The sequence below is a fragment of the Micromonospora sp. LOL_014 genome (genome assembly GCF_048060245.1).
Lineage (GTDB): Bacteria > Actinomycetota > Actinomycetes > Mycobacteriales > Micromonosporaceae > Micromonospora_E.
The window spans coordinates 16,735-36,855 of sequence record NZ_JBHMIP010000025.1; the positions used below are offsets into that span (position 1 = coordinate 16,735).

23 protein-coding genes are annotated in these 20,121 nt (G+C 71.7%); 12 read left to right on the forward strand and 11 right to left on the reverse strand.

The features are described from left to right. Positions 1-53: 53 nt before the first annotated feature. Positions 54-500, reverse strand: coding sequence for a D-aminoacyl-tRNA deacylase (dtd, locus tag ACFHW1_RS21090; RefSeq protein WP_416555744.1), 447 nt, complete (start codon positions 498-500; stop codon positions 54-56). 54 nt (positions 501-554) lie between these two features. Beyond that, positions 555-2,039, reverse strand: coding sequence for a methyltransferase (locus ACFHW1_RS21095; RefSeq protein ID WP_416555770.1), 1,485 nt, complete (start codon positions 2,037-2,039; stop codon positions 555-557). A gap of 111 nt (positions 2,040-2,150) precedes the next feature. Between ACFHW1_RS21095 and ACFHW1_RS21100 the strand changes: the two genes are divergently transcribed. Together ACFHW1_RS21100 and ACFHW1_RS21105 are read left to right on the forward strand one after the other, a co-directional pair. Further along, positions 2,151-2,726 (forward strand): HhH-GPD-type base excision DNA repair protein, encoded by a 576-nt coding sequence (locus ACFHW1_RS21100; RefSeq protein ID WP_416615961.1) that lies wholly within the window; start codon positions 2,151-2,153, stop codon positions 2,724-2,726. A gap of 156 nt (positions 2,727-2,882) precedes the next feature. Then, positions 2,883-3,245 carry a DUF3099 domain-containing protein gene (locus tag ACFHW1_RS21105; RefSeq protein WP_416555742.1) on the forward strand — a complete coding sequence of 121 codons (363 nt, stop codon included), beginning with the start codon at positions 2,883-2,885 and terminating at the stop codon, positions 3,243-3,245. Here the strand turns inward: ACFHW1_RS21105 and ACFHW1_RS21110 are convergent. Further along, positions 3,213-4,175: a carbohydrate kinase family protein gene (locus ACFHW1_RS21110; RefSeq protein ID WP_416568399.1), complete on the reverse strand. Its 963-nt coding sequence runs from the start codon at positions 4,173-4,175 to the stop codon at positions 3,213-3,215. The two genes, ACFHW1_RS21105 and ACFHW1_RS21110, sit on opposite strands and share 33 nt — an antisense overlap. Continuing rightward, complete coding sequence (locus ACFHW1_RS21115; RefSeq protein WP_416555740.1) at positions 4,172-5,173, reverse strand: pseudouridine-5'-phosphate glycosidase; 1,002 nt, start codon at positions 5,171-5,173, stop codon at positions 4,172-4,174. Before ACFHW1_RS21115 ends, ACFHW1_RS21110 begins: the two co-directional genes overlap by 4 nt. Before the next feature lie 90 nt (positions 5,174-5,263). Between ACFHW1_RS21115 and ACFHW1_RS21120 the strand changes: the two genes are divergently transcribed. Together ACFHW1_RS21120 and ACFHW1_RS21125 are read left to right on the forward strand one after the other, a co-directional pair. Next, a complete protein-coding gene (locus tag ACFHW1_RS21120) occupies positions 5,264-5,488 on the forward strand; it encodes a DUF3039 domain-containing protein (protein ID WP_416555739.1) in 225 nt (74 codons plus the stop codon). Between the two features lie 162 nt (positions 5,489-5,650). Next, entirely contained in the window at positions 5,651-7,363 is a 1,713-nt protein-coding gene (locus ACFHW1_RS21125; protein ID WP_416555769.1) for a DEAD/DEAH box helicase, read from the forward strand. 16 nt (positions 7,364-7,379) lie between these two features. On the opposite strand, the gene ACFHW1_RS21130 is transcribed toward ACFHW1_RS21125, so the two are convergent. From ACFHW1_RS21130 to ACFHW1_RS21140, 3 genes are all read right to left on the reverse strand, one after another. Next, positions 7,380-7,586, reverse strand: coding sequence for a hypothetical protein (locus ACFHW1_RS21130; RefSeq protein ID WP_416555738.1), 207 nt, complete (start codon positions 7,584-7,586; stop codon positions 7,380-7,382). Positions 7,587-7,764: 178 nt separating this feature from the next. Next, positions 7,765-7,995 (reverse strand): DUF7455 domain-containing protein, encoded by a 231-nt coding sequence (locus tag ACFHW1_RS21135; RefSeq protein ID WP_123604458.1) that lies wholly within the window; start codon positions 7,993-7,995, stop codon positions 7,765-7,767. A gap of 242 nt (positions 7,996-8,237) precedes the next feature. Continuing rightward, the gene (locus tag ACFHW1_RS21140) at positions 8,238-9,926 is read right to left on the reverse strand and encodes an RNA polymerase sigma factor (protein ID WP_416568398.1); all 1,689 of its coding nucleotides are present in this window, start codon (positions 9,924-9,926) and stop codon (positions 8,238-8,240) included. Positions 9,927-10,286: 360 nt separating this feature from the next. On the opposite strand from ACFHW1_RS21140, the gene ACFHW1_RS21145 reads away from it, so the two are divergent. Further along, a complete protein-coding gene (locus ACFHW1_RS21145) occupies positions 10,287-11,099 on the forward strand; it encodes an inositol monophosphatase family protein (protein ID WP_416555768.1) in 813 nt (270 codons plus the stop codon). Between the two features lie 11 nt (positions 11,100-11,110). On the opposite strand, the gene ACFHW1_RS21150 is transcribed toward ACFHW1_RS21145, so the two are convergent. Continuing rightward, the gene (locus tag ACFHW1_RS21150) at positions 11,111-11,629 is read right to left on the reverse strand and encodes a LytR C-terminal domain-containing protein (protein ID WP_416555767.1); all 519 of its coding nucleotides are present in this window, start codon (positions 11,627-11,629) and stop codon (positions 11,111-11,113) included. A 435-nt stretch (positions 11,630-12,064) separates the two neighbouring features. On the opposite strand from ACFHW1_RS21150, the gene ACFHW1_RS21155 reads away from it, so the two are divergent. Together ACFHW1_RS21155 and ACFHW1_RS21160 are read left to right on the forward strand one after the other, a co-directional pair. Next, positions 12,065-12,361, forward strand: a complete 297-nt coding sequence (locus ACFHW1_RS21155) for a DUF4193 domain-containing protein (protein ID WP_123600728.1) — start codon at positions 12,065-12,067, stop codon at positions 12,359-12,361. A 95-nt stretch (positions 12,362-12,456) separates the two neighbouring features. Further along, entirely contained in the window at positions 12,457-13,281 is an 825-nt protein-coding gene (locus ACFHW1_RS21160; protein ID WP_416590810.1) for a hypothetical protein, read from the forward strand. A 10-nt stretch (positions 13,282-13,291) separates the two neighbouring features. On the opposite strand, the gene ACFHW1_RS21165 is transcribed toward ACFHW1_RS21160, so the two are convergent. Further along, positions 13,292-13,849, reverse strand: a complete 558-nt coding sequence (locus ACFHW1_RS21165; protein ID WP_416555735.1) for a DUF3093 domain-containing protein — start codon at positions 13,847-13,849, stop codon at positions 13,292-13,294. Positions 13,850-13,945: 96 nt separating this feature from the next. Between ACFHW1_RS21165 and dut the strand changes: the two genes are divergently transcribed. From dut to ACFHW1_RS21185, 4 genes are all read left to right on the forward strand, one after another. Then, positions 13,946-14,443 carry a dUTP diphosphatase gene (gene dut, locus ACFHW1_RS21170; protein ID WP_278168153.1) on the forward strand — a complete coding sequence of 166 codons (498 nt, stop codon included), beginning with the start codon at positions 13,946-13,948 and terminating at the stop codon, positions 14,441-14,443. Between the two features lie 31 nt (positions 14,444-14,474). After that, a complete protein-coding gene (locus tag ACFHW1_RS21175; RefSeq protein WP_416555734.1) occupies positions 14,475-15,113 on the forward strand; it encodes a DUF3710 domain-containing protein in 639 nt (212 codons plus the stop codon). A gap of 163 nt (positions 15,114-15,276) precedes the next feature. Further along, positions 15,277-15,657: an OB-fold nucleic acid binding domain-containing protein gene (locus tag ACFHW1_RS21180; protein WP_278168155.1), complete on the forward strand. Its 381-nt coding sequence runs from the start codon at positions 15,277-15,279 to the stop codon at positions 15,655-15,657. Positions 15,658-15,706: 49 nt separating this feature from the next. Further along, positions 15,707-16,387, forward strand: coding sequence for a DUF3159 domain-containing protein (locus ACFHW1_RS21185; RefSeq protein ID WP_416568396.1), 681 nt, complete (start codon positions 15,707-15,709; stop codon positions 16,385-16,387). Between the two features lie 29 nt (positions 16,388-16,416). On the opposite strand, the gene ACFHW1_RS21190 is transcribed toward ACFHW1_RS21185, so the two are convergent. Both ACFHW1_RS21190 and ACFHW1_RS21195 read right to left on the reverse strand, forming a co-directional pair. After that, positions 16,417-17,151: a potassium channel family protein gene (locus tag ACFHW1_RS21190; RefSeq protein WP_416555732.1), complete on the reverse strand. Its 735-nt coding sequence runs from the start codon at positions 17,149-17,151 to the stop codon at positions 16,417-16,419. After that, the gene (locus ACFHW1_RS21195) at positions 17,151-17,816 is read right to left on the reverse strand and encodes a potassium channel family protein (protein WP_278168158.1); all 666 of its coding nucleotides are present in this window, start codon (positions 17,814-17,816) and stop codon (positions 17,151-17,153) included. The genes ACFHW1_RS21190 and ACFHW1_RS21195 overlap by 1 nt, the downstream gene beginning before the upstream one ends. Before the next feature lie 175 nt (positions 17,817-17,991). Between ACFHW1_RS21195 and ACFHW1_RS21200 the strand changes: the two genes are divergently transcribed. Next, complete coding sequence (locus tag ACFHW1_RS21200; RefSeq protein WP_416555731.1) at positions 17,992-20,118, forward strand: APC family permease; 2,127 nt, start codon at positions 17,992-17,994, stop codon at positions 20,116-20,118. Positions 20,119-20,121 lie beyond the last annotated feature (3 nt).

The window sequence follows — 20,121 nt, forward strand, 5'->3', positions numbered from 1 at the left end:
AATTCGGGACCTGACCGTTGCTGCACACCGCTTGGCGGTTGCTGACAGTGACGTCACAGTTCCAGAAGGATGGTCTGCGGTCCGATGTTGACGCTCTCCACCTGCATGTGCGCCCGGAACCGTCCGGTGCGTACCGTCGCGCCGCGCGCGGCCAGCGCCTCGACCACCGCCGTGACCAGCGGCTCGGCCAGCTCCGCCGGGGCGGCGGCGGACCAGCTCGGCCGTCGTCCCCGGCGCGCGTCGCCGTACAAGGTGAACTGGCTGACCACCAGGACCGGCGCGGCCAGCTGCGCGGCAGAGCGCTCGGCGGAGCCTTCGCCGGCCGGGTCCGGCGGGAAGATCCGCAGCTCGTAGACCTTGCGGGCCATCTCGGCGGCGGTCGAGCCCGTGTCGGTGTGGGTCACCCCGAGCAGCACCAGCAGGCCGGGGCCGATCGCCGCGACCACCTCGCCGTCGACCGTCACCGAGGCCCGACCGACCGTCTGTACCACCGCCCGCATACCGGCCAGCCTGCCAGACCGGTCAGCCGGTCAGCCGGTCACACCCGCCGCCGGTTACTCCGGCAGCAGGATGCCGCGTTCGACCAGCCGGGCCAGGACCGGCACGGCGGCGTCGGCGAGCTCCTGCTCGGGTACGTCGTGCGCGAGCGCCAGCAGCGACAACTGCTCGCGCATCGGCAACCGGCCGTCGCACCCGCCGACCACCGCCAGCACCAGCGGATCGATCTCCTCGGTCCAGCGCAGCCCACCGGTCAACGTGACGGTCTGCCGGTCGACCGCCCAGCCATCGTCGCCGATGCCGGCCTCCTGCTGCAGCCGCAGCCCGTCGGCGGCCCGGTAGCGGGCGTCGAGCAGACCGGAGGCATCACGGGCGCGCAGCCAGTCCTGCCGGGTGAACCACTCGTCGACCCGGTCGCCCAGCGGCGGTGCCACCTGCTGGCGCAGCTCCTCGACCCGGACCACCGGGTCGGCGTGTCCGCTGCGGCGCAGGGTGACCAGGCCGAAGCCGACTGCCTCGACCTTCTGCGCGTCGAACCAGTCGAGCCAGGCGGCCGCCCGGTGCGCGTCCGGGCCCTCGCTGGCGTCGGCCAGCCAGAGATTGACGTAGGAGACCGGGTCGGCCACCTCCCGCTGGATCACCCAGCCGTCCAGCCCGGTACCGGCCAACCAGCCCGCGACCCGTTCGGTCCAGTCCTCCCCGGCGACGTGCATCCAGTTCGCCAGGTAGTGCATCGTGCCGCCGTCGGTGAGCAGGTCCGGGGCGGCGGCCGCGAGCTCGGCACAGATTCCGTCGCCGATCCGGCCCGAGTCGCGGTAGGTGTGGGTGGCGGTGCCCGGCCCGACCACGAACGGCGGGTTGCTGACCACGAGGTCGAACCGGCGACCGGCGACCGGCGCGGTCAGGTCACCGTGCAGCAGCTCCCACCGTTGGCCGTTGAGCGCGGCGGTGGTGGCGGCGAACCGCAGCGCCCGGGCCGACAGGTCGGTCGCGGTGACGCGGTCGGCGTGGCCAGCCAGGTGCAGCGCCTGTACGCCGCAGCCGGTGCCGAGATCCAGCGCCGCGCCGACCGACCGCCGGTGCACCGCACCGGCCAGGGTGGTCGACGAGCCCCCGACGCCGAGGACGTGATCGGCGGCGAGTGGCTGGCCCGCCCGCAGGTGCGACGGCACGTCCGAAATCACCCACCAGGCGTCGCCGTACGGCTCCAGGTCGACGCCCTGCCGCAGTCCGGGTCCGTCCGGTGACTGCTCCACCAGCCCGGCGGCGAGCGCGTCGGCCAGCGGCAGCGGCGCCAGTGCGGCGGCGACCGTGTCGGCCGGCTCGGTCTGGGCGCAGACGAACAGGCGGATCAGGGTGGCGAGCGGATCACCGTCGGCGGTGCGCCGCAGCGCTTCCCGGTGGTCGTTGCGGGCCACTGCGGAGGTGGCCTGCGGCCCCAACCGCTCGGCGATCCCGGTCGAGGTGAACCGGGCCGCGGTCAGCGCGGTCCGCAACTGGTCGATCCCGGCCGCGTCGAGCAGCGCGGGGTAATTGGTCATGTCGTCGGTCACGTTGCCATCCTGCCCGGTCACCTGACTAATCCTGGCCCATCCTGCCCGGCGGGGCGGGTCGTCGCCGGGCGATCTGCTCCGATCCGGCAGGATACGCGGATGAGCCTTTCGCTGCCCATCGAAGCGGACGCCAACGAATTGCTGCGGCGCAGCCCACTGGCGCTGGTCGTCGCGATGGTCCTGGATCAGCAGGTGCCGCTGGAGCGCGCCTTCTCCGCGCCGTACGACCTGGGTCTGCGGCTGGGGCACCAGCCGGACGCCCGCGACATCGCCGAGTACGACCCCGAGGAGCTGATCGCGGTCTTCGCCCAGCGCCCGGCGCTGCACCGGTTCCCGAAGGCGATGGCTGCCCGGGTGCAGCAGGTCTGCCGGATCGTCGTCGACCGGTATGACAACGACCCGGCCCGAATCTGGACCGAGGCTCCGGACGGGGCGACCGCACTGGCCCGGATCAGCGGGCTGCCCGGCTTCGGCAAGCAGAAGGCGCAGATTTTCCTGGCGCTGCTGGGCAAGCGGTACGGCGTTCAGCCGACAGGCTGGCGGGAGGCGGCCGGCGAGTTCGGTCGGGACGGGGTGCACGTCTCGGTGGCCGACATCGTCGACGAGGACTCCCTGGTCCGGGTACGGGAGCACAAGCAGCAGATGAAGGCGGCTGCGAAGGCGGCCAAGGGCTGAGCGGCCAAGGGCTGATCAGCCGCGCCCCGCCGGTCACGTTCGCCGGCCGGTATGCGGGCCATCCACTTGCCGGTAATCGGTCACGTCTGCGGCCGGGCGTTGGGCGACGTACGCCGGCAGGTGCGACGATGGCAGCAGGCGACACGAGGAGGCACGGTGCGACGGACTGCTGGGCAACCGACCGTGATCACCGACGCCGAACCTAGCCCGGGAGACCAACTGCGCGGCCGGCAACGTCGGTATGTGCTGATGATGTCGATCCGGGGCATCTGTCTGATCGTCGGCGCGGTCCTGGTGACCAGCGAGGCGCCGTTGCTCTGGCTGTGGCTGCCGATCTGCGCGGTCGGGATGATCCTGGTGCCGTGGCTGGCCGTGCTGCTCGCCAACGACCGGCCGCCGAAGGACCGGCACCGGATGCGCAACCAGTGGCTTCAGCACACTCCACGGGGCGGCCCACCGCAGGTCGGCGCGGTGCCGACCACACCGTCACCGGTCCGCGTCATCGACGTCGAACCCTGACCCGCCGCGGCGAACCGGCCGGGCACCGATCACCCCGACCGCTGTCGCGCCCGCCCGTCCGGCGGCGGCCAGTGCGGTCACCGGATCATCGCCGGCGAGCCAGGCGGCGAGTAGCCCTGCGGCGAAGGCGTCACCGGCACCGGTGGGGTCGACCACCGGCACGGTCGTCGCCGCCGCCGACACCACCGTTGCCGGTTCGTGCCAGACGGCTCCGCCGGAGCCCCGCTTGACCACGAGCCGCCGGACCGGCGCCGGGGTCGGCAGTCCGTCGGCCAGCCCCAGCGCCGTGGCCTCGTCGAGGTTGGCCAGCAGCAGGTCAGTCCCGCGTACCCAGTCGAGGAACCTCGCCGGTCCGGCGTCCAGCAACGGAGCCGCCGACGCCGCGTCGACGCTGGTCGACATGCCGTGCGACCGGGCGGCGACCAGCGCGTGCCGGCCGGCCTCCCGGCTGTGCGGGTGCAGCAGCGGGTAGCCGGACAGGTGCAGGTGTGTCGCGTCGGGAAACAGCGCCACGGCATCGTCGACGTCACCGGCTCGCAGCGACAGGTTGGCACCTCGGTCGGCGACCATCGACCGCTGCTCACCGTGGGCCAGCACGATCACCGTGCCGGTCGCTGTGCCCGGGCAGCGCCGTACCGCCAGGTCGACCCCGGCCTCGGCCAGCTCGGCCAGCCGGATGTCTCCGAGGTCGTCGTCGCCCGCCGCCGCCACCAACGTCACTGGTACGCCCTGCGAGGCCAGCCAGGCTGCGGTGTTGGCGGCCTGGCCACCGCCGGTGAACCGGATCCCGCCCGCCGTGTCCGTGCCGGCCGCCAGCGGTGTGGTGAGCACAGCCACCACGTCGGTGACCAGGTCGCCGACGACCAGGACCCGGCCCGGGCTCGGCCGACCAGTGGCCGGGCCGACGTCGGTCAGCCTGCGGCCGGTCACCCCGCCGTGCCGGTCGGCTCTGCGGCGCCGACGAACTCCGCCGCGTGGGCGGCCTCCGCCACCGCCGCCGCCACGGCAATCCGCCCGGCGAGGTCGGCGTTGCGCAGGATGATCCGGATGTTCACCGCCAGGCTGGCACCGGCGGTAGCCGAGTGGAAGTGCGCCAGCAGGAACGGGGTGACCTCCTTGCCGGTGACGCCCGCCTCGGCCATCCGGGCCAGCCCGGTGGCCAGCGTGGTGTCGTGCAGACCCGGATCCAGTTGCTCCTGCTGCGGCAGCGGATTCGCCACCACCAGCGCGCCCCCGCCGAAGCCGTGTCGACGCCGGGCCCGGATCACCTCGGCGACGTGTTCCGGCGAGTCGAGCGACCAGTGCAGGTCGTGGCCGCTGTCGGTGACGAAGAAGCCGGGGAACCGCCGGCTGCGGTAGCCGGCGACGGCCACGCCGAGGGTTTCCAGCCGCTCCAGGGTGGCCGCCACGTCCAGGATCGATTTCACCCCGGCGCAGACCACGGTGATCGGCGTACCGGCCAGGGTGACCAGGTCAGCCGACTCGTCGAAGGTCTGCGCCGCCTCCCGGTGCACCCCGCCGAGCCCGCCGGTGGCGAACACGCCGATCCCGGCCGCCGCCGCGACCACACTGGTGGCGGCGACCGTCGTCGCCCCGTCCACGCCGCTCGCCGCGGCCAGCGCCAGGTCCCGGGCGGAGAGCTTGGCGACGGTGTCGGAGCCGGCCAGCCGGGTGAGCTCGGCGTCGTCCAGCCCGACCACCAGCCGCCCGCCGAGCATGCCGATGGTCGCCGGCACCGCGCCGGTTGCCCGTACTGCGGCCTCGATCTCGCGGGCGACCCGCAGATTGTCGGGTCGCGGCAGGCCGTGTGCGATGATGGTGCTTTCCAGGGCGACGATGGCCCGTCCGTCCCGGCGGGCGTCGGCCACCTCGGCGCCGTACTGGATGTCGTAGTGCAACGGCCCGATACGGCCTGCGGTTTCTGCCATGATCACCACGGTACGGGGCGGGGGTCGCGCCGGACGTTGGACCCGTACGCCACAAACTGCCAAACTCTCAGCCTGGAGGTGGGAGACGACGTGACTACCGAGGTTCTTGAGCGTCCCGAGGTCAAGGATGCCGACGCCGACAACGGCCCGGAGATGTTCCACTACGTCCGCAAGGACAAGATCGCCGAGAGCGCCGTCATGGGCACCTTCGTGATCGCACTGTGCGGCGAACGCTTCCCGGTGACCCGTACGCCGAGACCCGGATCACCCGTCTGCCCCCGGTGCAAGGAGATCTACGAGTTGATGACCGGCTGAGTCGGACTCCGATCGGCCTTCGCGTCCACCGGCCGCGAGGGCCTTTTCGTGGCCGTCGACTGCACTCCGGTCACGGCCGCCGGCCGGGCGGGTAGACGGTTCCGTGATCGCCGGCTGGTCTGGACCCGATCACGGGGGAAAGGGGTTCGCGTGCCGACCACCATGCCGACGGTCGACACGTTCCCGGCGCTGCGCGGTTGGCAGCGCCGGGCACTGGTGGAGTATCTGCGCCGGCGCAGCGAGGACTTCCTCGCTGTCGCCACGCCGGGTGCCGGTAAGACCACGTTCGCGCTGCGGATCGCGGCCGAGTTGCTGGCCGACGGCACCGTCGAGGCGGTCACCGTGGTCGCACCGACCGAGCACCTGAAGACCCAGTGGGCGGCGGCGGCCGGCCGGGTCGGCATCCAGCTCGACGCCGCGTTCCGCAACGCCGACCTGCACTCGGCCGCCGACTTTCACGGCGCGGTGGTCACCTATGCCCAGGTCGGGATGGCCCCCCAGGTGCACCGGCGGCGCACGATGACCCGGCGGACGCTGGTCATCCTCGACGAGATCCACCACGCCGGTGACTCCCGGTCCTGGGGCGACGGGATCAAGGCCGCGTTCGAGCCGGCCGTCCGCCGGCTGATGCTCACCGGTACGCCGTTCCGCTCGGACGACAACCCGATCCCGTTCGTGCGTTACGAAGCTGGCGGCGACGGCCTGCCGAGGTCCCGGGCGGACAGCATCTACGGCTACTCCGACGCGCTGCGCGACGGGGTGGTCCGGCCGGTGCTGTTCCTGGCCTACTCGGGGGAGACCCGGTGGCGGACCAGCGCCGGGGACGAACTCGCCGCCCGGCTGGGCGAGCCGATGACCCAGGACCTCATCGCCCAGGCCTGGCGGACCGCGCTGGATCCGGCCGGCGACTGGATGCCGGCGGTGCTGCGCGCGGCCGACGCCCGGCTCACCTTCCTGCGTGACGGCGGCATGTCCGACGCCGGTGGTCTGGTCATCGCCAGCGATCAGGCGGCGGCCCGCTCGTACGCCCGACTGCTGGAGCGACTGACCGGGGAGAAGGCCGCGGTGGTGCTCTCCGACGACGCCGGCGCGTCGGCCCGGATCGCCACGTTCGCCCGGTCCGAGCAGCGCTGGATGGTGGCGGTCCGGATGGTCTCCGAAGGGGTGGACGTCCCCCGGCTGGCCGTCGGCGTGTACGCGACCAGCGCCTCGACGCCGCTGTACTTCGCCCAGGCGATCGGCCGGTTCGTCCGGGCCCGCCGGCCGGGGGAGTCGGCGACGGTGTTCCTGCCGAGCGTCCCGCACCTGCTCGGGCTGGCCAGTGAGATGGAGGCCGAGCGGGACCATGTGATCGGGGCGGCCAAGAAACGGGAGGGCTTCGACGACGACCTGCTGGAGCGTGCCCAGCGCAACGAGCAGGCCAGCGGGGAGCTGGAAAAGCGGTTCGAGGCGTTGTCGGCCACCGCCGAGCTGGACCAGGTGATCTTCGACGGCGCCTCGTTTGGTACCGGGGCCCAGGCCGGCACCGCCGAGGAGGAGGAGTACCTCGGCCTGCCCGGCCTGCTCACCCCCGATCAGGTCACGGTGCTGCTGAACCGTAGGCAGGCCGAGCAGGTCGCGGCGCAGCGGCGGGCCCGGTCGACGGAGCAACCGGTACCCGCCGCCCGGCCGGCGGAACGGCCACCGACCGCCGGGGAGCGTCGGATCACCCTGCGCCGTCAGCTGAACGCCCTGGTCGCCGCGCACCACCACCGCACCGGGCTGCCGCACGGCAAAATTCACGCCGAGTTGCGGCGGCGGTGCGGCGGCCCGCCGAGCGCGCAGGCCACCATCGAGCAGCTGGAGGAGCGGATCGCGATGGTGCAGACGCTGTGACCCGGGTAGGTCCCGGTCAGCCGGTCACCAGCAGGTGGTCGAGCTTCTCGTATCCCTCGCGGACGCCGTGCTCCATCCCGCTGGCCAGCATCTGGTCGCGGGTGACCAGGTTCTCGACCAGCGACAGTACGGTGATCCGGGTGCCGCCGTCCGGCAGGTCCTCGAAGGTGGCGGTGTCCAGGCTGACCCCGTCGGGCACCCCGTCGTAGGTGGAAGTCTGCACCAGCTCCTCCGCGCGTTGGCGGTACCGGTCGAGTCACCGGGACACCAGGTCGAAGACCTCGGCTTCCAGGTGGCAGGGCCGCCGCAGGGCGTCCTGGCTGGCGTGGCCAAAAAGAAGGGCTGGGCCCCACCGTCCGGTGGGGCCCAGCCGTCGTCGCTGTCCAGGTGGTCTCGTCGTGTCAGTTGGCCATCAGATCGGCGCCACGCCAAGTGAACTCAGGGTCGGCCTTGAACTGCACCGCGATCTTGACGAGATCGTCGGCGTACTTGTTGGCGTGGTGTCCGCAGAACACCAACTCGCTGCCGCCCGCCAAGGTCACCCGTAGTTTGCCGGCCGCGTTGCACCGGTCGCACCGTTCATCGGCGCCTAGGGCATCCACCGTCTCCGGAGGCGTGAGAGTCGGGGTCATCGCCTTCCTCCTCTGGTCGTCACCGATGAACACACTCTTCGGTCTGTCACCCATCGTCCAACACCGGCGGGGGTCCCCGCCTTCCCGATGTGCCCCCGGGGGACCGGGCTCACACCTGGTAGGCACAGTGTGCCGTGAACCAAGGGTGCCACGTCAACGATCACCGCCGGGTAACGTTGTGATGACCTGGGCTTGGTAGACACCAAGTGACCAAAGTTACACATTCGGTTGTCCTGAATCGGTCAGTCCAAGTAGTCCCGGAGCACCTGTGAACGTGACGGGTGTCGCAACTTGGACATCGTCTTGGACTCGATCTGGCGGATCCGTTCCCGGGTTACCCCGTAGACCTGTCCGATCTCGTCCAGCGTCCGCGGCTGCCCGTCGGTGAGACCGAACCGCAACCTGACCACCCCGGCTTCGCGTTCCGACAGGGTCTGCAGCACCTGCTGCAGCTGGTCCTGCAGCAACGAGAAGGAGACCGCGTCCACCGCCACCACGGCTTCGGAGTCCTCGATGAAGTCACCGAGTTGGCTGTCGCCCTCGTCGCCGATGGTCTGGTCCAGCGAGATGGGCTCCCGGGCGTACTGCTGAATCTCCAGCACCTTCTCCGGTGTGATGTCCATCTCCTTGGCCAGCTCCTCCGGCGTGGGCTCACGGCCCAGGTCCTGCAGCAGCTCGCGTTGGATACGACCCAGCTTGTTGATCACCTCGACCATGTGCACCGGGATCCGGATGGTGCGGGCCTGGTCGGCCATGGCACGGGTGATGGCCTGGCGGATCCACCAGGTGGCGTAGGTGGAGAACTTGTAGCCCTTGGCGTAGTCGAACTTCTCGACGGCCCGGATCAGGCCGAGGTTGCCCTCCTGGATCAGGTCGAGGAAGGCCATCCCCCGACCGGTGTACCGCTTGGCCAGCGAGACCACCAGTCGCAGGTTTGCCTCCAGCAGGTGGTTCTTGGCCCGCTCCCCGTCTCGGGAGATCCAGCCCAGGTCCCGGGTCAGCTGGGTGGGCATCTTCTGGTCGCTCTCGTCGGCGGCCCGCAGTCGCTCCGCCGCGTACAGCCCGGCCTCGATCCGCTTGGCCAGCTCGACTTCCTGCTCGGCGTTGAGCAGCGGCACCTTGCCGATCTGCTTCAGGTACGCCCGGACCGAGTCGGCCGAGGCGGTCAGCTCGGCGTCCCGGCGGGCCTGCTTGAGCGCCTCGGACTCCTCGTCGTCCCACTCGAAGTCGTTGTCCCGGGTGGCGTCGGCCTCGGCCGCCTGGGCGAGCTCGGCCGGCTCCTCCACCACGACGTCCTCAATCTCTGCCGCCAGTGTCTCCGGATCGATCTCCTCGTCCGGCGCGTCCGGCTTGCTGCCGTCCTTCGCGGTGGCCTTGCCCGCCTTGGCCGGGGCCTTGCCGGCTGGCGTGGCGCCGGCGGCCTTGGCCGGGGCACCACCACCGGCCGCCTTGGCGGCCCGGGTCCGGGTGCTCTTCGGCGCGGGCTTCGCGGCGGGCTTGGCCGCCGGCTCCGGGGCCGGGGTGCCGTTCTGCGCTGCGGCTGGCACCGCCGCCGTGGTGGCCTTGCGGGTGGTGGCCTTCTTCGCCGGCACGGCCACCGCCGGGGCCGGCTCGTCGGGGCCCGGCGCCTGTTTCGGGGCGGTCGGGGCCCGACGGGTGGTCTTGGCCGTGGTGGCTTTGGACGCCGGGGTGGCGGACCGGGCCGCGGCGACCCGGCGTCGGGTACTGGCCGAGCCGTCCACGACGACGGTGACTCCGGCGTCGGCGAGCGCGCGGAGAATCTTCTTGGCTTGGGCCGGAGTCACTTCGGCGGACTCAACCGTCCGTGCGACCTCGGCCGACGTTAGCTGACCGCCGGCCTGTTCGGCATGGGCGATCAGGGTGTCGGTTAGCGAGCGTACGTCGGCGCCGGTGTGGCGGAGTTCTGTCACGAATGACCTTCCGGAGGCGATGAACGAGCACGGCCGGACCGGCCACCGCAGCGCGGAGCGACGTGCCGGTTGTGATTGTGTCCCCCCGCGACCGCTCCACCGGCCGGACCGGCTGACCGTGACACGAGGGCAGGCGTGAATTGTAACGCCGTTTGTGGGGATCATCCCGCCACGCGCGAGCCAGCCGCCGGTCGGGGGCCACCGACATGGAACGAACGTGGACTTTGACAGGATGTTACCCCTGCCGTACGGGTGTTTGTCGCTGACCACCCGGCCGAGGCGGCCACCCGGTCCCCGGCCGCCCCTCGCGGGTCCGTCAGCGGGGTCGGCGACCGGGCGTACGGCGGAGAAGGGGAGACGATGGCGGAGCGGACACCCGAACCGGACCACCTGCTGGAAATCGCGGTCGACGTCGCGCGGGCGGCGGCGCGTACCGCGGCCGAGATGCGCCGGGCCGGGGTATCCGGGCTGGCCACCAAGAGCACCGCGACCGACGTGGTCACCGCCGCGGACCGAGCGGTCGAACGGCAGGCCGTCGCGGCGCTGGGCGAGCGGCGCCCGGCCGACTCCGTGCTGGGTGAGGAGTACGGAGACTCCGTCCCGGCCGGGGGTCGGGTGCGGTGGATCCTCGACCCGATCGACGGCACGGTGAACTACCTGTACGGGCTGCCGAACTACGCCGTGTCGCTCGCCGCTGAGGTGGACGGCGAAGTGGTCGCGGGAGTGGTTCACAACGCCGCCACCGGGGCCGAGTGGACCGCCGTGCGGGGCGGCGGTGCCTACCGCGACGGGCGGCGGCTAACCGGCTCAGATCAGTCGGAGTTGGCGCAGGCGCTGGTCGCCACCGGATTCGGCTACCACTCGGCGCGTCGGGTGCACCAGGCGCAGGTGCTCGTCGGCCTGATCCCGCACGTGCGGGACATCCGCCGGTTCGGCGCGGCGGCGATCGACCTGTGCCTGGCCGCCGAGGGCCAGGTCGACGCGTACTTCGAGAAGGGGCTCAACCCCTGGGACCACGCGGCGGGGGGTCTGGTGGCGGCGGAAGCGGGTCTGCTGGTCGCTGGACTGGCCGGGGCTCCGGCCGGCCCGCAGATGGTGGTGGCCGCCCCACCGGCGCTGTTTCCGGCGCTGCAGGGGCACCTGATCCGGCTGGACGCCGCCGGCGGGCCGTGAGGGCCGGTCGGTCAGTCCTCGGGCGCGGCGCAGGTCTGCGGCGGCAGCACCGGCTTGCCCAGTGCCGCCAGTGACTGGTTCACCTCGGTGGTGGTCGCCAGTTGCCGGAACGCGTTGCCGATGACCACGTCCACGATGTTGTCCTCGCGGGCCGGGTCGTACTCGGTCCTGGCCTGGTCGAGGAAGTACGCGCGCATCAGGTGGGCGGAGCCGACCGCCTCGGGGCCGTACCGTAGTACGGCCACGTCGTCGATCCGCCGCCCCTCCGGGTCGTTGGCCGCCTCCTCGATCTGGAAGTTGCGGTTGCTCAGATCGTCGGCGATGTTGGTGGCGAGCCCGCTGGTGTCGGTCGCATTGTAGACATTGAGTCGGACGTCCTTGGCCTCCCGGAGCTGGACGTCGGCCAGGGCCCAGCCGTCCGGGCAGGTGGTCGCGGTGGCCTCGCCCCCCTGGCTGTCGCGGACCATCGCGACGATGACGAAGACCAGGGCGAACACGACAAGTCCGCCGATGACGACGAGCGCTCGCACGCGCGCAAAGCTCATGGATCTGGCCCCCTGCGAGGTGTGGCGGTGCCGGGTGTCGGCCCGCCGCACTGGCGAGTACCGAGTATGCCCGCCGAGGTTAGCGGTTGTCCGGACGGCACGGTAAACAGCTCGCCGTCCGGCCGGCGTGCCGGCGCCGATCGGCCTGCGGGTACCCCTATTTTCGTGTCGCCTGAGTCACACTGGGAACAACTTCCGGTGTCTGGGCGTACATCAGTCCCACAAGGGCGGTATACATGCGTCGGCCAGAGAGGGGTAAGGTACCGCGCTCGCGGGGGGAGTTTCCTGCGGCAACCGCAAAACGGCGCTAAACGGGACGTTTCGCCGGGACGTGGTCCCACCAAGGCTCGCACGGGAACCGAAATACCGTCGTCCGGCGTTATCACCGGAAGCGACTGAACGATACGGGAGAGTGAACCGATGGCCACCGACTACGACGCTCCGCGTCGCGACGAGGTCGACCTCGGCGAGGACAGCCTGGAGGAGCTCAAGGCACGGCGCGTCGACTCACAGTCGGGCGCCGTCGATGTGGACGAAGCCGAGGTGGCCGAGAGCTTCGAGCTGCCCGGTGCCGACCTGGCGGACGAGGAACTGACGGTGAAGGTGCTGCCGATGCAGTCGGACGAGTTCCGCTGCGCGCGCTGCTTCCTGGTCCACCACCGCAGCCAACTCGCCGTCGAGCGCAACAACGAGCTGATCTGTCGCGAGTGCACCTGACGACAAATGGGGGGAAGAGGGGGACACGCGGCGACCTCGACACGAGGTCGCCGCAGTCGCCGTGACCGCGTCCGGCCGTCGGCTCTGGAGGCAGCATGACCGATCCCGACCGTTCCGCGCTGGACGGCGACTCGGCCGGGACCGACCGGTTCGCCGCCACAGTGGCGGAACTGACCGGGGACGCTACTCCGCCGGTCGACCGGCGACGCCTGCTGGGGCGGCTCGTGGAACAACTGCGTCGGCGCGGCGTGACCGAGCTGTTCAAGCCAGCGGCGGCGGGCCGGTGGCTGGTCCAGGCGGTGGCCGACGTCGCCCCGTACCTCCCGGTCCGTGACCTGGCCACGTTGCGCCGGCACCATCCGGACCTCGACGACGAGGAGCTGGCCGAGCGGTTGATTCGCAACGCCAGCCGGGTCAGCGCCGGGATCGGCGCGGCGGGTGGCGGCGTCTCGGCGGTCCAGTGGACCGTCACCCCGACCCTGCTGTCCGCGCCGGTACTGCTGGCGGCCGAGACGGTCGCCGTCGTGGCCGTGGAGCTCAAACTGGTCGGCGAGCTGCACCAGGTGTACGGCGTACCGGTGCCCGGCGCCGGCACGGAGCGCGCCGTCAACATGATCCACGCCTGGGCCAACCAGCGGGGCGTCAACCCGATGGTGCCCGGTGTCGGAGTGGCCGCGGTGCTCGGCACCGCGGCCCGTCGCGAGCTGGGTGAGCTGCTGCTTCGCCGGTTCGGCCGCAACCTCACCACCCTCGGCCCGTTTCTGACCGGCGCGGCGGTGGCCAGCTACCTCAACCGTCGGGCGACCCGGGCACTCGCCGACCGCGTCCGCGCCGACCTGCGTAGCCAGCGGCGGGCGCTCGGTCTGATGCATCCGCCGGCCCCACCGGCGATCGGAGGCGTGCGCCCACGGCCCGAATGATCCGGGCGTCTCAGCTGGCCGGCGGGTCGGCAGCGGCGCCGCCATCCGTCGCGCGGTCACCGGTCGCGCCGGCTGCCTGGCTCTGCTGGGCGGCGCGGATCTCGCCGGCCAACCGGACCGGATCCCGGGTACTCACCACCCAGTACGGCGTGGGGTCCGCCGGATCATTCAGTACGACCTGTACGGCGCCGGCGATCCACGGCCGTTGGATGACGAACGCCAGTGGGTCGGCGCCTACTCCGAGCAGTTCCCGGCGCCCGTCCCCGTCCAGAGCGACGACCTCGGCCACGTACCGCAGGGGAAGTCGGGCGTCGTCGACCTGGAGCTCGTCCGAGGTGACCCGGATCGGGATTCGCCCCAGCCACCACAGGCCGGCGACGGTCGACGGCAGCAGCACGCTGAACGGCAGCCAGGCCCGGACCCCGGAGGTGCCCATCCAGATCTCGGCCGCCAGGAAGGCGGCGAGCGCCGACCCGCCCACCCAGAGCCACCACGGCAGGCGGAGTCGCTCCCGGTAGTGCACGACGGCCCGGTACGGTGTGTCGGGTTCGGCGGAAGCGGATGCCACGTCATCCGAGGGTACGGACCCGGCAGCGGGGTGTGTTCGGCGGCCTGTGGTCCGCAGGAGTCGTCCCGGTCGGTGGTGGCGGAGAGGGTGGGGTTCATGTCTGACACGGTGCGGGTGGCGGTACGCCGACTCGATCCGGGTCTGCCGGTGCCGGGCTACGCCCATCCCGGCGACGCCGGAGCCGATCTGTACGCCGCCGAGGACGCCGAGTTGGCGCCCGGCGCGCGGGCGCTGGTGCGTACCGGGGTGGCGGTCGCGTTGCCGGCCGGGTACGTCGGGCTGGTCCACCCCCGCTCCGGCCTCGCCGCGCGGCTGGGCGTCACCGTGCTGAACGCCCCCGGTACGGTCGACGCGGGCTACCGCGGTGAGATCCTGGTGAACCTGATCAACCACGATCTGTCCCGGCCGGCACGGATTTGTCGAGGTGACCGGATAGCGCAACTTGTGATACAACGCGTCGAAACAGCAGAGTTCTCTGTCGTTGACGAGTTGCCCGACTCGGCGCGAGGTTCCGCCGGTCACGGCTCGACCGGCGGCCATGCCGGCCTGTCCGTCGTGGCCCAGCCGACCCCGGCCGAACCGGCAGCCCGCTGACCAACGACAGCGCATACGGAAGGTTGGCATCGTGGTCTTCTCCCGCGGCCGCGGGCGCGGCCGGCACGCGCAGGACGGACCCGTCGGTCCCGAGACCGACGACCTGGCGCCCGGCAACCCGACGCAGGGCCCGTACGACGTGACCGAGGCCCCGACCGGCGTCCGCCGGCTCAACCTGGGCAGCCTGCAGGTCCCCGCGATCGAAGGGGTCGAGGTCCGGGTCCAGGCCAACCCGGACGGGGCGATCCAGCAGGTGGTCCTCGCCAACCGGGGCAGCGCGCTGCAGCTCGGGGCCTTCGCCGCACCGCGTACCGAGGGCATCTGGGACGAGGTGCGCGTCGAGATCACCGAATCGCTGCGCCGCGACGGGGCGACCGTCCGGGAGACCACCGGGGAGTACGGCCCTGAGCTGCTGGCCCAGGTGCGTACCCCGGATGGCGGCACCGACCTGCGGTTCGTCGGCATCGACGGACCACGCTGGATGGTACGGGCGCTGTTCCAGGGCCCGGCCGCCGTGGATCCGTCGGCCGCCGCGACGCTCACCGAGGTGCTGCACGGTCTGGTCGTCGACCGCGGTCAGGAAGCCAAGCCGGTACGCGAACCGCTGCCGCTGCGGCTGCCCCGCGAACTCGCCGAGCAGGCGCGGCAGTCGCCGCCGGCCACGCCGTAGCGCGCCGCCGCCCCGCCGTAGCGGCACTGGCGGGCCGGGCGCACCGATGGGCCGGGCGGCACCGGCCAGTTTGCCGGTGCCGGTCGCGGCGTACCCTGGTGGGGCGGTCCGCACCCGACGTGGATCCGCGCCGCACCGGCGACGCCGAGGAGGGCAGACGGTCATGGCGATCGATGAACGCCGTCCGTCGCTGCGCCGGTTCCTGCGCCGGCTCGCCGCCACCGAAGCCGAGCTGGACGCCGAACAGCTGCAGCGGGAGAGCGCCGAGTGCGGAGCTACCCCCGCCGGGCAGTGTCACCGCGGCGAGGTTGTCTCGGTCTCTGGTCGGCTCCGTACCGTGGTCTACTGCCCTCGGACCAACCTGCCGAGCCTGGAGGCCGACCTCTACGACGGTAGCGACGTCGTCACCCTGGTCTGGCTGGGCCGGCGACGGATCGCCGGTATCGAACCGGGCCGCCAGCTCACCGCCCGCGGCCGGGTCGCGGTCCGCGACGACCGTAAGGTGATTTACAACCCGCACTACGAGTTGGAATCCCCCCGGTGAGCCGGCCGGTCACGTCCGGCGCCGCCACCAACAAAGGAAGGCGGTGCCAATGATTTCTCGACAGCACCCCCCGGCAGCCGGCAATGACGAGGAACGCCTGCCGAGCATCACCGAGCAGATGGCCGAGCAGCTCGGCGGCTGGCGCGGGCTCGTCGAGTCGAGCGTGCCGATCGCCGTCTTCGTGGTCTGCAACGTCATCTGGGACCTGTCGGTGGCGCTGATCGCGGCGGTGAGTGTCGCGGTCGGTATCGCGGTGGTCCGGCTGCTGCAGCGCCGTCCGATCCGGCACGCGGTCAACGGGCTGTTCGGCATCGGCATCGGTGCCCTGCTCGCCTGGCGGACCGGCGAGGAACGCGACTTCTACCTGCCCGGCATCCTGTACGGCATCGGCTACGGACTGGCCCTGCTCGGCTCGGTGGTGATCCGCCAACCGCTGGTCGGCTGGATCTGGTCGGTGCTCGCGGCAGGTGGCCGCTCCAAGTGGCGCGCCGACCCGGTGCTGATCCGCACCTTCAACCGGCTGACCGTGCTCTGGGGCGTCGTCTGGCTGCTCAAAGTCGGTGTACAGGCCGGCTTCTACGTCGCGTCGATGGAGACCGCGCTGGGCGTCTCCCGGCTGCTGCTCGGCTATCCGCCGTACGCAGTGCTGCTGGCAATCACCATCTGGGTGGTCCGTCGGGTCAACCGTGATCGCCACGACTCCGGACCGGTGCTGGCCGCGTCGAACTGACGCCCGCCCGCCCGTCCGCTGGCTGGGGTTCAGTCCTGCGGTGGCGGTTGCTCGCCGCGGACCGGCGGTGGCGGTTGCCCGCCGCGCCGGGTGCGGGCCACGCTGTCCGCCCCGAGGACCACCGCCCGGACCTCGTCCTCCACCTCAGCGGTGCAGACGAAGACGAGTTCGTCGCCGGGTTCGAGTGGGTCGTCCGGGCCGGGGGTCAGTACCCGCTTGCCACGGACGATCGCCACCAGGGCGGAGTCGCGGGGCAGCGGCACGGTGCGGACGGCATGTCCGACGTACGGGGCGTCGACCGGCAGGGTGATCTCCACCAGGTTCGCCTCACCCTGCCGGAAGGTCATCAGCCGGACCAGGTCGCCGACCGTCACCGCCTCCTCGACCAGCGCCGCCATCACCCGTGGCTTGCTGACCGCCACGTCGACGCCCCACTGCTCGGTGAACAGCCATTCGTTCTCGGCCCGGTTTACCCGCGCCACTACCCGGGGCACGCTGAACTCCGTCTTGGCCAGCAGCGAGACCACCAGGTTCACCTTGTCGTCACCGGTGGCCGCGACGACCACGTCGTACGTGCTCAGCTCGACGTCCTCCAGACTGGCCACCTCGCATGCGTCGGCCAACACCCAGTCGGCCTCCGGCACCCGGTCCGGCAGGACCAGTGCGGGATTACGTTCGACGAGGGTCACCTGATGGCCGTTGCCGATCAGCTCCTGGGCGATGGACCGGCCGACGTTGCCGGCACCCGCGATGGCCACCCGCATCACCGCGCTCCTTCCGGCAGGCTGCTGGCGGTCAACGTGACGGCGTCGGCGATGTCGTCGGTGACCAGCATGAAGACCTGATCACCCTCCTGCAGCACGGTGGACGGGGTCGGCAGCGTGCCGATTCCGAACCGCATCAGGTACGCCGCCCGGGTGCCGGCCGCCCGCTCCAGCGCCTGCAGCGGCCGCCCGATCCACTCCCGGTGCAGTGGCACCTCGACGATCGAGACCGTGCTGGTCGGGTCTCGGAAGATCTCCACGTGCCCTTCGGGGACCAGGTGACGCAGCATCCGGTCGGCGGTCCACCGTACGGTCGCCACCGTCGGGATGCCGAGCCGTTCGTAGACCTCGGCCCGCCGCTGGTCGTAGATGCGGGCGGCGACCCGGGACACGCCGAACGTCTCGCGGGCCAGCCGGGCCGAGATGATGTTGGAGTTGTCTCCGCTGGAGACCGCGGCGAACGCATCGGCCTGCTCGATTCCGGCGGACTGCAGCACGTCGCGGTCGTAGCCGGAGCCGGTGACCCGGGTGCCGGCGAAGTCGTTGGGTAGCCGACGGAACGCGTTGGCGTCCTTGTCGATCACCGCGACCGAGTGGCCGCGGTCCTCCAGGTTGTGTGCCAGGGTCGAGCCGACCCGGCCGCAACCCATGATCACCACGTGCACCTGAGCCCTCCCGCCGGGCGATCCGTCGGACGAGTGCCGGTTCGGTCGCCACGTTCACCTGCCAGCCTGCCACGCGGCGGCCGGATGACGCGCCGACCGTACCGTGCCGGCGGGCGGGCCGCGTGATCAGCCACCCGGATTCGTCGGGAGCCGGACGGCCGTACCCTTAGCGCTTGTGGCCAGTCCGACCTCCCTGATCAAACGGCTGCTGCTGGGCCGGCCGTTCCGGTCCGACCGGCTCCAGCACACCCTGCTGCCCAAGCGGGTGGCGCTGCCGGTCTTCTCGTCCGACGCGCTCTCCTCGGTGGCGTACGCGCCGGACGAGATCCTGCTGACCCTGTCCATCGCCGGGGCGGCCGCGTTCGTCTACTCGCCGTGGGTCACTCTGGCGGTGGCGGTGGTGATGGTCACCGTGGTCGCCAGCTATCGGCAGAACGTGCACGCCTACCCGTCGGGCGGCGGCGACTACGAGGTGGCCACCGTCAACCTCGGTCCTCGGTTCGGCGTCGCAGTGGCCAGCGCCCTGCTGATCGACTACGTACTCACTGTCGCCGTCTCGGTCGCCTCCGGGGTGGCCAACCTCGGCTCGGTGCTGCCGTTCGTGGCCGAGCACAAGGTGCCGGTGGCGGTGGCCGCCATCGTGGCGCTCACCGCCCTCAACCTGCGCGGGGTGCGGGAGTCCGGGCGGATGTTCGCCGTCCCGACGTACGGCTTCGTCATCGTGATCACCGCGGTGATCGCCACCGGCCTGATCCGGATCTTCATCCTCGGGCACGACCTGCGCGCGGCCAGCGCGGACCTGGTCATCGCCGCCGAGTGGGTCGACCTGACCGGCTTCGCGATGGCGTTCCTGCTGCTGCGGGCCTTCTCGTCGGGCTGCGCGGCGTTGACCGGGGTGGAGGCGATCTCCAACGGCGTGCCGGCGTTTCGCCCACCGAAGAGCCGCAACGCGGCCACCACCCTGGTGCTGCTCGGCGCGCTGTCGGTGACCATGATCGCCGGGATCATCTGGCTGGCCCAGCTCACCGGGCTGCAGTTCGTGGAGAACCCGGCGCTGCAGATCGAGTCCGGCCCGGACGGCTACGTGCAGAAGACGGTGGTGGCCCAGCTGGCCGAGACCGTCTTCGGCTCCGGTGTGCTGCTCTTCGTCGCCGCCGGGGTGACCGCGCTGATCCTGTTCCTTGCCGCGAACACCGCGTTCAGCGGATTCCCGGTGCTCGGCTCGATCCTCGCCCAGGACCGGTACCTGCCCCGCCAGCTGCACACCCGGGGCGACCGGCTGGCGTTCAGCAACGGCATCCTGTTCCTTGCCGGCTTCGCGATCGTGCTGACCGTGGTGCTTCAGGCCGAGGTGACCCGGCTGATCCAGCTCTACATCGTCGGGGTGTTCGTCTCGTTCACCCTGTCCCAGGCCGGCATGCTGCGGCACTGGAACCGGCGACTGCGTACCGAGCGGGACCCGGCGGTACGCCGTCGGATGCACCGGGCGCGGGCGATCAACGGGTTCGGCATGACGCTGACCGGCGCCGTCCTGGTCGTCGTGCTGGTCACCAAGTTCGCCCTCGGCGCGTGGATCGCGATCGCCGCGATGGCCGGCGTGTACGCGCTGATGCTCGGCATCCGCCGGCACTACGACACGGTGGCCCGGGAACTCACCCCGGTCGAGGGCCGGCCGGTGCTGCCCGCCCGCAACCACGCCGTGGTGCTGGTCAGCAAGGTCCACCTGCCGACACTGCGGGCGGTCGCGTACGCCCAGGCCACCCGCCCGGACTCGCTGGCCGCGCTCACCGTACGGGTGGACGACGCGGACACCCGCGCGGTGCAGGCCGAGTGGGACCGCCGTGAGCTGCCGGTGCCGCTGACCGTGGTCGACTCGCCGTACCGGGAGATCACCCGGCCGATCATCGACTACGTCAAGTCGGTGCGTCGCGACGCGCCACGCGACGTGGTCACCGTGTTCATCCCCGAGTACGTGGTCGGCCACTGGTGGGAGAACCTGCTGCACAACCAGAGCGCGCTGCGGCTCAAGGGCCGGCTGCTGTTCGAACCGGGGGTGATGGTGACCAGCGTCCCATGGCAGCTGGCATCGAGCGTCGGCCGGGACCTGAGCCGGTACGACGAGTCGCTCAGTCGCGGCCCGGCGCGCGGTCCGCGCCCGATGCCCACTGATCCGGTCGACCCGGTCGACCCGGACGATCTGGCTGTCGCGTCCGATCCGGCCGGGCCGACGGTGCCGGCGGATCCCGCCGGGCCAAGGGGCCAACGGCCGGCGTCGGAGGGGCAGGTACGCGGTGACAGGTGACGC